This is a genomic window from Geomonas anaerohicana (assembly GCF_016458305.1).
GTDB lineage: Bacteria > Desulfobacterota > Desulfuromonadia > Geobacterales > Geobacteraceae > Geomonas > Geomonas anaerohicana.
Genome location: NZ_JAEMHL010000009.1, coordinates 24881 through 38002 on the forward strand (window position 1 = coordinate 24881; position 13122 = coordinate 38002).

Consider the following 13122-nt stretch of genomic DNA (forward strand, 5'->3'; position numbering starts at 1 on the left):
CATGACCGCCGAGCACTCGCCACAGGGGCAGGCACAGCTCAAGTACGTCGAGTTGCTGCTGCGCAAGGGGATGCAGGAGGAGGCGCGCGCCCGGCTCGATGAGCTGGTGCGGCAGGAGCCTCCCGTCGCCGCGGCCTGTTACCTGTTGGCCGTGCTCAAGGGGGAGGACGGCCAGGCGCAGGAGGCGGCCGACCTCTTGGCCCGGACCCTGGGGTTGGAGCCGGAGAACACCAAGGCGCTCAACGCCCTGGGGGGCGCACTGCGGCAGCTGGGTCAACTCGAGCGGGCGGCGGCGGCTTTCGCGGAGGCGCTGCGTATCGAGCCCGGCTTCGGCGAGGCGCGCATCAACCTCGCCCTCCTTTTGAAGGAGGCACTCCGTTTTACCGAGGCGGAGGCGCTGCTGCGCGAAGGGGTCCGGCTCGACCCCGGCTCGCTGCGTCTCACCTACAACCTAGCCAACGTGCTGCACGCGCAGGGGCGGAGCCTGGACGCGGTGGCGGCCTACCGGGAGACGCTGCGCCTCGACCCGGACCACCTGGACGCCCGCCAGAACCTCCTTTTCGCCCTGCACTACGCGCCGCAGTTCACCAGGCGCGCGATCTACGCCGAGCATCTCAAGGCGGCGCGCAGTCGCCCCTTCCGCCCGGCGCACCGGCAGGAACTGTCCCGCCCCCATCCCGGCGGGCGCATCAGGGTCGGCTACCTCTCCCCCGACTTCCGGGGCCACGCCGTGGCGAGCTTCATCGAGCCGGTGCTCGCGCAGCACGACCGCGACCGTTTCGAGATCTTCTGCTACGCCAACGTGGCCACTCCCGACGCCACCACGGCGCGCCTGCAGGGGCTGTGCGATCAGTGGCGCGACATTCACGGTATGGCCGACCACAACGCCGCCGCCCTCATTGCCGGCGACGGCATCGACATCCTCATCGACCTGGCCGGACACACCGCCGGCAGCCGGCTCCCCGTCTTCTGCCACCGCCCCGCCCCGATCCAGGTCACATGGATCGGCTACCCCGACACCACCGGCCTGAAGGAGATGGACTACCGCATCACCGATGCGCTGGCCGATCCCCCCGGGACCGACGACCGCCTGCACAGCGAATGGCTGCTGCGGCTGCCGCGCACCTTCTGCTGCTACCACCCCCCCGCCGAGGCGCCGGAGCTCGCCCCGCCCCCCTCTTCCCAGAACGGGCACATCACCTTCGGCTCGTTCAACAACCTCGCCAAGGTCACGCCGGAGGTGATCGCGCTCTGGAGCCGCGTGCTGCACGCCGTGAAGGATTCGCGCCTGCTCCTGAAGGCGAAGCCGCTGGCGGACCAGGGGGTGCGCCGCCGCATACTGGACCAGTTCCGGGAGCAGGGGGTGGCGGCGGAGCGCATCGATCTGGACCAGGGGCAACCCGGCACCCGTGAGCACCTGGAGCAGTACCAGCGCGTGGACATAGGCCTGGACACCTTCCCCTACAACGGCACCACCACGACCTGCGAGGCACTCTGGATGGGGGTCCCGGTGATCTCCTTCTCCGGCGACCGCCACTGTTCGCGCACCGGCGCGAGCCTGCTCACCAACTGCGGCCTGGCCGACCTGGTCACGAAAAGCGAGGCGGCCTTTGTCGACATGGCGCGGCAGGTGGCGCACGACCGGGAGACGCTGCGGGAGTTCCGGGCGGGTGCCCGGGAGAGAATGCGGCGCTCGCCGCTTCTGGACGCGGCCGGCGTTACGAGGGAGCTGGAAACGGCGCTGGCTGAGCTTTGGGCGACGTCGCGCAGGCCATGAAAATCAGCCGCTGAGAGCGTTAGAGACCTACTGAGAGAACCTAAGGTATTGGTTTCACCCTAAAGCTTGTGCTTTTTGGCTTTCTCAGATTTCCTCAGATTTTCTCCGTGGCCAACGGTTTGCTTTTTTTAGATGTTTTGAAGTTCTTGGTTGGGCAGGGTAATGGCGGTGAGCGGCGCGGCAAACGTCATCGAGGGGGACCACCGTGCGGCAATCCCCCTCGAAGAGCAGCTGATTTCTGCGACGACTAACCCGCGTTCTCGGGATTGGTCCTCAAGCCGGCGGCGATGTTGAAGTTGATGTCGACCACGATGGAGAGCTTCTCCGCAGCCGGGAAAGCCATCACCTCGAAGAACCTCTTGTCCACGAACAGGCTCAGGTTCAGGAGGTCCTCCCGCAGCTTCTTCGGCATCGGGTGGTTGGGCTCGGTCAGCTCGGCCTGGAAGAAGCTCCAGACCTTCTGGTTGTACTTTATCGCCTCCAGCAGCTTGGCTTCGCGGTCCGGGGCATCCCAGTTTTCCTGGACGGCCTTGAGCATAAGCCCCGCCTTGGTCAGCACGGAGGCTTCGAGCTCGCGTCCCGACATGCTCTCCTTCTGGATACCGACGTACTCCTTGATCGCGTTGTTAGTTTGCATTTTTCAGTAGCTCCTCTTCGTACTCGATGAGAGTTTTGGCAAGTTTGAGTGCCTGGTAGTAGTTCCCGCCCTCTATCCGTTCGTTCAATTGCTCGATGTAGGTCCTGGTGCTCGGGGCCGCCTTCAGTATCTCGGTCGCCAGTTCCGAGTACGCCTTGACGTACTTCGGGACGTTGGGCTCGTCGATATACATGAGCTGGATGGTGAAGTAGACCCTCTTGCAGGGCGTGGTGATGTCCTTCTCGCCCAGGATGTCCTTTTCGCGCAGTATGGGGACCGTGTTCTCGATAAAGAGAACCGTCCCTTTGCCGCCGTTTCTGACCACGGCGCCGCCCACGATGAGCCGCTCGTTGCTCTTCAAAGTAATTTTCAGGGACATATCGGTTAACTCAACCCTTTCAGGAATTGAGGGTGCTGTTGCGCCACCCCCTGAGTAACCGATTCTGCAAATTGCTGGCCAATCTCGGCACTTTTTTGCGCCGCGTGCGATTCGGTGGCGACCGGCTGAGAAACCAAGCTTTCCGCACCCTTAGGAGCCGAGAAAATGCGGGCGAAACGCCCGTCGGCAACAAAGGAGGCGGTGGCCGCGGCAATGTCGCTGCGCAGCGCCGTCAGCGACTGCGCCGCCGCGTCAAGTTTGTCCACGTGGTCAGCAATTTGACTGTCGTCCGCATTCATAGCGAGCGGCTCCGGAAGGGGCACCTGCTTGCGGGCCTCGACAACGGAGGGAGGAGGAGGGAAGGTGAGCTGATCGATCTCCTTGCGGAGGGCCGTGTAGGCTCTCAAAAGCTTCATCCTTTCCTTGTCTTGCGGTGCGAAGGGAGGAAAATTTTTAACTATCGTTTCCAGAGGTTCCTTCATCTTGTCAATCTTTTGACCCAATTCCTGGGCCGCCTTGTCGGTCTCCCTGATGGATGCAGCGGCGCTGTTTTGCCGCTCGTTTTGCAGACGGATGTCCGCCAGCTTGCGGTCTCCCTGCACGGAAAAGAGCACCTGGTCGGTGATGGCGGGGTCTTCGGGCTTTTGCTTTTCGGTCGGGGGATTTTGGGCAGAGCTGGAGAGGGAGGTGAGTTGGGAAGAGGAAGTGGGGACTGGAACGCTCTCGGGTTGCAGTCGATCGATTAACATACGCTACCCCCCTTGAAGAGGGATTGCGGAGCGGGTTACCCCGCTCCGCAAAGCTAGGGTTAGAACAGTCTGAGGACTGCCTGTGCTGCCTGCGAGGACATCGAGAGCGAGGTGGTACCCAAGCTCTGACGGGTCTGCAGCATCAGCATGTTGGCGCCTTCCTGGTTCATGTCGGCCAGGGTCAGGTTGTCCGCACCGGTCTGCAGCGTGTTGATCATCGAGTCGGTGAAGTTCTGACGGGTGGTGATGATGTTCAGGTTCGCCGCCAGGGTCTGGGTGTTGGACCTGAGGGTCGAGATCGCCGTATCCATCTTCGCCGTGTCGGTGGTGATGTCGGAGTTGGCAGCCCATGCGCCGCTGGCGCCGCTGAGGCTGAGGCCGCTTGCGCTGGCCAGGAAGCCGACGACGTCGAGGCTGGAGCTGGCATCTTCGTTGAAGTTGACGGTCAGGGTGTTGGTGGAGCTCAGCAGGTTCAGGCCGCGGTATCCGGAGTCAGAGGAGATGTTGTTCACCTGGCTGCGGATGGTGTCGTACTGGGTCGCCAGTTTGGACCTGGTCGAGGTGTCGCTGGTGGAGAGGGCGGATTGTGCGATACCTTTTGCTGCGTTGATCAGGCCGGTGATGGCGGTGATACCTGCGTTGGCGGCCGATACGGTCTGAACCGCCTCGGACATGCCGTCCTTGCGGTCAGCGAGGTCGCTGGCGCGCTGGTTTGCGTTCTGCGCTGCAAAGTAGTTGGTCGGGTTGTCGAGCGCGCTGTTGACCTGCTTGCCGGAAGAGAGCCTTTCCTGGGTCCTGTTCAGCAGCTTGCTGGTCGATTGGAGGTTGAGAAGGTTGGTCCTCATGCCTGCGGTGAGAGAGATGTCGCTAGTTGCCATGGTACTTCTCCTTTTCTGGGTGTTTGCCGGCATTCTTGCCGGGTTGAAAACCGTGTCGATGCTGTCTTCTTCGGTATCGGGCATCCTGCCCTACGGCGAGTAACTGATGAATTTCACCCCCTCATCGCCGGCGCGTCCTGCGCGTTTGTAAAGAATATCGACACGGCGGGCCCAAAACTTTAACGGAAAAGCACCACCTTACGATTATTTTTGTCAAATTATTGGCAGCTCAACCTCCCTTCCAGGGCGGCGCGGATCCGGCGCATGACGCCGGGCCAGTCGCCGGGGCGCCCCTGCCGGAAGATGCGCATGGCGGGATACCAGGGTGAGTCCTCGCGCTCGGCGAACCAGCGCCAGTCGCAGGAGTAGGGCAAAAGGAGCCAGACCGGCATCCCCATGCCGCCGGCCAGGTGCGCCGCCGCCGTGTCCACGGTGATGAGCAGGTCGAGCCCGGCCAGGATGGCGGCGCTGTCCCCGAAGTCGTTGATCTGCGGCGCGAGGTCGACGGCGGGGAGGAGCCCGGGGTCCGGGGCCTCGCCCAGTTGCAGGGAATAAAAGAGCACACCAGGCATATCGGCAAGAGCGGCGAAATGCTGAAACGGGCAGGCGCGGTTTCTGGGCAGCGGCCCGCCGCGCCAGACCAGCCCGACCTTTAGGGTCGCCCTCTCCTCCAGCATGAGGCTCCAGAGCGCGGCGCGCCGCTCCTCGGCAAAGAGGTAGGGGCGCCAGGGAGGCATCTTTGCCAGCGTGGTGCCGAACAGGTAGGGGAGGGAAATGAGCTGGACCTGGCAGTCGCACGGCGGCAGCTCGTCGGGCCCGCACACCGCCGCCACGCCGGGGACTCGCGCCAGGAGGGGCTTCAGCGCCGGGATCTGGCAGCGCACCACCACCCGCCCTCCCCGCTGCGCCACCAGCGGCGCGTAACGGATGAACTGGAGCGTGTCGCCCAGCCCCTGTTCGCACTGCAACAGGATGGTGCGCCCGCCAAGCTCCTCGCCGCGCCAGAGCGGCACGGACAGTTCCGGCTCGCACCCCGCCAGGCGCCACTGGTACTCGCGCCACCCCTCTTCGTACTCACCCACGGACAGCAGGCTCAGGGCGAGGTTCCAGTGCGCCTCCGGGTGCTCGGGCGCCAGGCGCAGCAGTTCCCGGTAGGACGCTATGGCCTGCTGCGGCTGCATGAGATCCTGGTAGGCGGTGCCGAGGTTGATGCGCGCCTCCAGGTAGCCGGGATCGAGCGCGATGGCGTGACGGTACAGCTCGACCGCCTGCGCCGGATCCTCCAGCACCTGCAGGCAGGCGCCCAGGTTCACGTAGGCGGGAAGGTAGCCGGGATTGAGCTCGACGGCGCGCCGAAACAGCGGCTCGGCGGCGTCGTGGTCGGCGCGGCCGACCAGGAGCGTCCCCAGGTTGTTGTAGGCGTCGGCGAGGTCGGGTTTGAGCTCCATGGCGCGCCGGTAGCTCGACTCCGCCTCCATCAAAAGCCCCTGGTCCTGCAGCGCGAGCCCCAGGTTGTTGTAGACCTCGGCGCACTCAGGGAGCCGGTGCAGCAGGGCGCGATAGAGCGCGACGGCGCCGGAGAGATCTCCCTCCCCCCTCAGGCGGTTCGCCTCCCGGAACAGCTGGTTCGGGTCCTCGAGCGCCGCCCCGGGGAGCGGTGCGATGCCGTGCGCCACCGCCTCGATCACCGGCTGCCACTGTCCCGGTTCCGGCTGGCGGTGCAGGGCGACGCCCGGATACCAGGGGGAGTCGGAACGGCCGTGGAGCCAGCGCCAGTCGCAGGAGAAGGGGAGCATGAGCTGCACCGGCTTCGCCATGGCCGCAGCGAGATGCGCGACGGCGGTGTCCACCGCGACCACCAGGTCGAGGTTGTCGATTAGGGCGGCGGTGTGCGCGAAATCTTCGAGGTCCGCGGTCAGGTCGACGAAAGCCCCTGCCCCGGCCAATGCGGCCAGGTCCTCGGCCGCCGCGCCCAGCTGCAGGTTGTACAGGGTCACCCCCGGCAGCGAGGCCAGGGGGACCAGGGCCTGCGCCGCGAGTGAGCGGTAGCGGTCGCGCTTGTACCCGGCGCTGCCGGCCCAGACCACCCCCACCCTGAGCCCCGTCCCCGGCGCCACCTTTGCGCGCCACTGTGCGCTCAGCGCGGCGTCGGCGGTGATCGGCGGGTCCTGCGGCGGGATGGTCTTAAGGGTGGTGCCCAAAAGGTGCGGCAGGCTCAGGAGGTAGGCGTAGGTGTCGAAGGGGGGAGGTGCTTCACCGGCGGCAACAAGGGCGATCCCGCCTCCCTGGGCGGCGAAGAGCGGCAGCAGTTCGCGGCGGCACTCGAGCACCACCTGCTCGCCCTGGCGCGCCAAGAGCTGCGCGTAGCGGAAAAACTGGATGGCGTCGCCGAAGCCCTGCTCGGCGCGTATCAGGAGGGTGCGGCCGGCCAGCGGGGAACCGTCCCACATCTGCCGCCCCATGAAACTGGTGTCGAAAGCGCCGGCCGGGTCCTGCAGGCGCCACTGGTACTCGCGCCACCCCTCCCGGTACTCCCCCAGGGCGAGCAGGGCCAGGGCCAGGTTCCAGTGCGCATCGACGCTGTCGGGATCGAGCGCCAGGGCCTCGCGCAACGCGGCCAGCGCGTCATCGAACTGGTTCAGCGCGAGCAGCGAGCCCCCCAGGTTCACCCATCCCTTCAGGTGGTCGGGCTGCAGTTCGACCACCTTCCGGTAGCACTGCGCCGCCCCCTGCCACTCCCCCTGGGCGCGCAGGGCATGGCCGAGGTGGTAGTAGGCGTTGCCGTAGCCGGGATCGAGGGCGATGGCGTCGCAGAAACGTGCTACCGCCGCATCCAGCTCCCCAAGCTTCAACAGCACGTTGCCCAGGTTGCCCATGGCCTCCGGGTAGTCGGGCCTGAGCTCCAGCGCGGCGCGGTAGCGCTGCTGCGCCTCCTCCAGCCGCCCCTGGTCCTCCAGCACCACGCCCAGGTTGTTGTGCAGCTCGGCCTGCGCCGGGTCGAGGGCCACGGCCCGGGAGAAGGCCTCGAAGGCCTGTTCCGGCCGTCCCAGAAGACGGGCCAGGGCGCCGGCAAGGGTGAGCAGGTCGACGTCGTCCGGCGTCTCCCGCAAGAGTTCCCGGCACAACTCGTCCGCCCGCTCGACGCGGTTTTCCGCCAGGGCGCGCTTCAGTTCATCGCGGCTTTGCATCGACTATCGTTCTCCTTTGTTTCGCACCAGCAGTTCCAGCTGCCTCGCCACCCGCTCCAGCACCTCGCCCCAGTCGCCGCGCCGGCGCTGGCGGAACAGGCGGGCGGTCGGATACCAGGGGGAATCCTCGCGCTCCATGAGCCAGCGCCAGTCGCAGGCCATCGGGAGCAGCACCCAGACCGGCACGCCCAGACCTCCGGCCAGGTGCGCCACCGCGGTGTCCGCCGAGATGACCAGGTCGAGCTGGGTCAGGATGGCGGCGGTGTCGGCGAAGCTCTTGATCCCGGCGCCCAAGTCGGTGAGTTCCATCCCCGGCGGCGGGGTGGCAGCCTGTTCCGCGCCGTCCCCCACCTGGAGCGCGCAGAAGCGGGCGCCGGCAACCTGCGCCAGCGGCGCGAAGAGCGCCAGGGTGAGCGAGCGTTTCAGGTCGTCCTTGTAGGTTTTCCTCCCCGCCCAGACCAGCCCGACCCGCAACCCACCGCCCGGCAGCGCGCCCTTCCAGCGCCGCACCAAGGCGGGATCGGCGGCGAAATACGGGATGTCGGCCGGGATGGTGTCGACCACCGTGCCGCACAGGTGCGGCAGGCTCATGAGCGGCGCGTGGCAATCGAACTCCGGCAGAGGCTCCCCGCGCACCAGCACCCGCGCGACACCGGGCACCGTGGTCAGCACCGGTGCTATCGGTTTCGCCTGGCACTGCACCAGCACCGTCGCCCCCTGGGCCGCCAGCACCGGCGCGTAGCGCACGAACTGGAAGGTGTCGCCGAAGCCCTGCTCGGCGTGGAGCAGGATGGTTTTGCCGGAAAGAGGAGAGCCGTCCCAAAGCGGCCGGGGCAGCTCCAGGCGCGGGATAGGATCCACCTTGTCGAAGCGCTGTTCGTAGCCCTGCCATCCCTCGCGGTACTCCCCGAGCTGCAGTTGCACCAGGGCGAGGTTCCAGCGGGCGTCGGCGTAGCCGGGATCAAGGGCGAGCACCTTGCGGTAGCAGTCGACGGCGGTCGCCACATCGTTCAGGGCGCGGCTTGCCGAGCCCAGGTTGTTGAGGGCGTGCAGGTAGTCCGGTTTCATGCCCAGCGCCCGGCGGTAGCACTCCACCGCTTCTTCCAGGCGCCCCCGTCCCTGGAGCGTGATGCCGAGCGCGTTCCAGGAGGGGAGGTAGCCGGGGTCGTCGGCCAGGATGGAGCGGAAGGTGGCCTCGGCCTGGTCCAGCTCTCCCATGGCGTCGTGCAGCTCACCCAGGTTGTGCCGGGCCTCCAGGTAGTCCGGGGCGACCGCGACCGCCCGTTGCAGGGCCTGCAGCGCCTCCTCGTACTCACCCTGGTCCTTCAGGGCCAGCGCCAGGTTGTGCCAGGCCTGCGCCAGGTCCGGTTGCACGGCCAGGGCGCGCCGGTAGCAGTCGGCCGACTCGGCGAGCCGCCCCAGCGTATAGAGGCTGTTGCCCATGTTGTAGTGCGGTGCCACCAGGCCGGGACAGAGCTCGATGGCCTTACGGTAGCGCTCAATCGCCTCCGCCTGCCTCCCCGCCCCGTCGAGGGTGCACCCCTCGTCGTTGTAGCGCTCGGCCAGCCACATCGGGTCGGCGGCCGGCGCCTCTTCTCTGCCGGCTCTCTGCGCCAGAAGCATGCCCAGCTCCCGTAGCACCCGCTGCAGCACGCCATTCCAGTCCCCCGGCGTACTTTGCCGGAACAGGCGCATGGTCGGATACCAGGGCGAATCCTCGCGGTCGGTGAGCCAGCGCCAGTCCGGCACGAAGGGGACCAGGAGCCATACCGGCAGACCCAGCGCCCCGCACAGGTGCGCCACCGAGGTGTCGGCGGAAAGCACCAGGTCGAGCCGGCTGGCAAGCGCCGCGGTATCGGCGTAGTCGCCGATGGCGGGGGCCAGGTCGGTGACCGGCAGGATGGCGGCGAGGTCGCCGCGGGCGCCCAGTTGCAGGGAATAGAAGCTCACCCCGGCCCCGGCAACCCCGGCGAGCGCTGCCAGCATCTCCGTGGGGAGCGAGCGGTTCTGGTCGTTGGGGTGCCCCGGGTTCCCCTGCCAGGCCAGGCCCACCTTCAAGGTCCGATCCTCGGGGAAGCGGGCTGCGCAGGCCGCCACGCGCGTCGGGTCCGGCCGCAGGTAGGGGACCTGCGCGGGGATGCCGGCGAGGTCGGTCCCGAAGATGGCGGGGAGGTCCATGAGCGACACCTGCAGCTCGAAGGGGGGCAGGGTGTCGCCGCAGGCGAAGACCCCCTCGACGCCGGCAACGGTGGCCACCAGCGGCACGAGTCCCGGCGACTGTACCTCGACCAGGACGCGGCCGCCGCGTGCCGCAACCAGTGGTGCGTAGCGCACGAACTGGAGCGTGTCCCCCGCCCCCTGTTCGCCGTAAAGGAGGATGGTCCTGCCGGAAAGGGGCGCGCCGTCCCAGGGGGGAACCTGCTGCCAACGGCGTTGCGGCGCCTGGCTGCTCTTCTGGAAGCGCCAGGAAAACTCGCGCCACCCCTCGGCAAGCTCCCCGGTCATGAGCAGCAGCACGGCCAGGTTCCAATGGGCGTCGGCGTAACCGGGTGAGAGGCGCACCGCCTCCCGGAACTCGTGCAGCGCCTCGTCAAAACGCCCGAGCTCCTTCAAGGTGGTGCCGAGGTTATAGCGCGCCTTGACCAGTGCGGGGTCGAGCCGCAGGGCCTCGCGGTAGCATTGTTGCGCCCCGTCCAGATCGCCCAGCACCTGCCTCACGATCCCCAGCCCCTCGTGCAGCTCCGCTACCCCCGGTTCCAGGGCCAGCGCCTCTTCCAGGCTCTGCCGCGCTTCGGAGAAGCGCCCCTGCTGCTGCAGCGCCTGGGCCAGGGCATAGTGCGGCTGCCACTGCCGGGGCAGGAGCTGGGCGGCCTTGGTGAAGCGGACCGTCGCCTCGCCCGGCTTGCCGACGGCAGCCAGGAAGGCCCCCATCAGGTAGTGGCTCCCCCCGTCGAAGGGATGCGCGGCCAGCCGCCGCTCCAGGAAACCCTCTACGGCATCGCCAAGCGCGGCACGCAGCCGCTCGACCACCTCGCCCCACTCCCCCTGCGTCTGCTGCCGGAACAGGCGCATGGTCGGATACCAGGGCGAATCCTCCCGGCGGTGCAGCCAGCGGTAGTCGCCCGCCATGGGGAGCATGAGCCAGACCGGCTTACCCAGCGCCCCGGCCAGGTGTGCCACCGAGGTGTCGATAGAGATGACCAGGTCGAGTTGGGCGATGAAGGCGGCGGTATCGCCGAAATCGCGGATGGCGGCGGTGAAATCGATGAGGCCGGGGCACTCTCCCGGTCCGGCCGCCGCCTCCCCCACCTGCAGCGAGTAAAGGCTCGCCCCCGGGATGCCGCACAAGGGCGCCAGCGCCTGGAGCGAGCAGGAGCGGAAGGGATCGGGGACCGCCTTGCCGGCCCAGACCAGCCCCACCCTGAAACCGGCATCGGCGGACAGCTTGGCCTGCCAGAGCCCGAGCCGCTGCGGCGGAGGGGAGAGGTACGGGACCTGGTCGGGGACGGTCTCCAAGGTGGTATCGAAGAGGTGCGGCAGCGACATCAGGGGGATCTCGAGGTCGAACTCGGGGAGCGGCTCGCCCATGACGCAGACCTCGGCGACACCGGGCATGCCGCGCAGAAGCGGCACCAGCGCGGCCGACTGGCACTCCGCGATGACGGTGCCGCCAGCTTGAGCGACCAGGGGTAGGTAGCGGGCGAACTGGATGGTATCTCCGAACCCCTGCTCCCCGTGCACCAGTATCCGTTTGCCCTCAAGCGGGGCGCCGTCCCAGGCCGGCGCCTGGAAGCCGCGCCTGGGCGAGGTGAAGTCGTCCCTTTGCCAGCGCCACTGGTACTCGGCCCACCCTTCGCGGAACTCCCCCGCCAGCAGGAGGGCGAGGGCCAGGTTCCAGTGCGCGTCGGCGCAGTCGGGGAGGCGCCGCACCAGGTCGCGGAATACGGCGATGGCCCCGTCGACGTCGCCTGAGCGCTGCAGCGCCCCGCCCAGGGCGATGGCGGGTTCCGGCGCATCCGGCGCCTGCGCCAGTGCCAGCCGGAACTGTTCCGCGGCCTGCGCAAACCGCCCCAGCTTGAAAAGCGAGGAGCCCATGTTGTTCAGGGCGAGCGGGTCCCCTTCCCGCAAGGCCAGCGCCGCGCGGTACTGTGCCAGCGCCTCCTCGTGACGGCCGGTGTCGTCCAGGAGCGCCCCCAGGTTGATGTGCACGTCCGGGAGGAGGGTTCCCCCCGCCGCCGCGAGGGCGCGGTAGATCGGCTCCGCCTCGGCCAGACGCCCGGCGCGCTGCATCTCCAGGGCGTGGGCGAACTCCTGCGCCAGGTCGGGCTGTCGGGTCAGGACGCTAGGCATTGCGCATCCGGGCGAGCTCCGCCTGGTTGGCGAGCTTGGTGGCGACGTAGTGGAACTGGCGCGCGGCGCCGCTCCAGGTGAGGTTCTTCATCTCCTGCGCGGCGAGCGCCCCCTTGCCCGGGAGCTCGTGCCGGTTGCGGTAGACGTGTTCCAGCATCTCGATGATCTCTTCCAGCTCCGGCTCCTCCCAGACGCCGGTCTGCACGCCGCCGCTGGTGACCACCATGGGACGGTAACGGGTCAGCGGATAGGCGATGGCGGGGTTGATCACGTCGGCGTGGCCGCTGGTCTCCGAGGCGATCACCGACCTGCCGCAGGCCATGTACTCGCACATGACCATGTTGTTCCCCCCTTCGCAGCGGTTGGGGAACAGCCCGACGTGCGTCCCGGCGAAGACGTCCCTGATGGCATTGTTGTGCACCAGCGGGTGCACCACGGTGCGCGCCGGGTCGAGCCCGTTTTCCAGGGCGCAGCGCCCCGGGACGCTCAGGAAGTCGACCTCGTCGTGGCGGTAGGTGATGAAGGGGGAGCTTTCCATGGTGAGCAGCGAAAAGGGCCATTGGTTGGCCCAGCTGCAGGAGAGGTAGACGTCGCCGTGTCGCTGCATGAGCACCTTCATGGCGGCGATGACCAGGTCCTGCCCCTTCCTGAGCTCGAACTTGCCGCCCGAGAAGACCACGAAGCGGTCGTCCGGGGGGAGCGGCAGCGGGTAGAAGCGCTCCGGGTCCACCCCCTGCAGGATGGTGCCGCAGTTCTTCACGCCGCCGATGCGCAGCAGGTACTCGCACCATTTGGAGCCGGCGACGATGAAATCCCATTTGCGTGCGGCTTCGCGGGTGAAGTTGAGGATCTCGATGCTGTTTTCGAAGAAGCAGTAGCCGATGTTGATGGCGTCCCAGGCATCGGGGTTCAGCGGGGCGAGGTTCTGCGACATGCAGTGCAGCGTTACCCCCGGCACCGGGGGGAGTTGGGCAATCTCGCGCTCCAGGTAGGTCCCGGCGATGCCCCAGCCATGCATGGAGCCGCTGGGCATGGATACTCTCATGGATGAAAACCTCACAGTGGTGATGGGTCGACCACTACACGTGAGCAACTACCGTACCAGAGAGAACAGTGGGTGGCTAAAGGGTTGAAAAAGGTGGGGTTTGCCGCAACAGGGCAGGT

At 67.4% G+C, this 13122-nt stretch carries 8 protein-coding genes; 1 reads left to right on the forward strand and 7 read right to left on the reverse strand.

The features are described from left to right. Position 1: 1 nt before the first annotated feature. On the forward strand, positions 2-1777 hold the full coding sequence (locus JFN91_RS15815; RefSeq protein WP_199390161.1) for an O-linked N-acetylglucosamine transferase, SPINDLY family protein: 1776 nt from the start codon (positions 2-4) through the stop codon (positions 1775-1777). A gap of 247 nt (positions 1778-2024) precedes the next feature. Here JFN91_RS15815 and flaF read toward each other — a convergent pair whose 3' ends face one another. The 7 genes from flaF to JFN91_RS15850 form a co-directional block, all read right to left on the reverse strand. Further along, positions 2025-2414 (reverse strand): flagellar biosynthesis regulator FlaF, encoded by a 390-nt coding sequence (flaF, locus tag JFN91_RS15820; RefSeq protein ID WP_199390162.1) that lies wholly within the window; start codon positions 2412-2414, stop codon positions 2025-2027. Further along, positions 2404-2793 carry a flagellar biosynthesis repressor FlbT gene (locus tag JFN91_RS15825; RefSeq protein ID WP_199390163.1) on the reverse strand — a complete coding sequence of 130 codons (390 nt, stop codon included), beginning with the start codon at positions 2791-2793 and terminating at the stop codon, positions 2404-2406. The genes flaF and JFN91_RS15825 overlap by 11 nt, the downstream gene beginning before the upstream one ends. Positions 2794-2798: 5 nt before the next feature. Further along, positions 2799-3542, reverse strand: coding sequence for a hypothetical protein (locus JFN91_RS15830; RefSeq protein WP_199390164.1), 744 nt, complete (start codon positions 3540-3542; stop codon positions 2799-2801). A gap of 59 nt (positions 3543-3601) precedes the next feature. After that, complete coding sequence (locus JFN91_RS15835; RefSeq protein WP_199390165.1) at positions 3602-4420, reverse strand: flagellin N-terminal helical domain-containing protein; 819 nt, start codon at positions 4418-4420, stop codon at positions 3602-3604. A gap of 218 nt (positions 4421-4638) precedes the next feature. Next, complete coding sequence (locus JFN91_RS15840) at positions 4639-7608, reverse strand: tetratricopeptide repeat protein (protein WP_199390166.1); 2970 nt, start codon at positions 7606-7608, stop codon at positions 4639-4641. A 3-nt stretch (positions 7609-7611) separates the two neighbouring features. Next, the gene (locus tag JFN91_RS15845; RefSeq protein ID WP_199390167.1) at positions 7612-11958 is read right to left on the reverse strand and encodes a tetratricopeptide repeat protein; all 4347 of its coding nucleotides are present in this window, start codon (positions 11956-11958) and stop codon (positions 7612-7614) included. Continuing rightward, positions 11951-13003, reverse strand: coding sequence for a glycosyltransferase (locus JFN91_RS15850; protein WP_199390168.1), 1053 nt, complete (start codon positions 13001-13003; stop codon positions 11951-11953). Before JFN91_RS15850 ends, JFN91_RS15845 begins: the two co-directional genes overlap by 8 nt. Positions 13004-13122 lie beyond the last annotated feature (119 nt).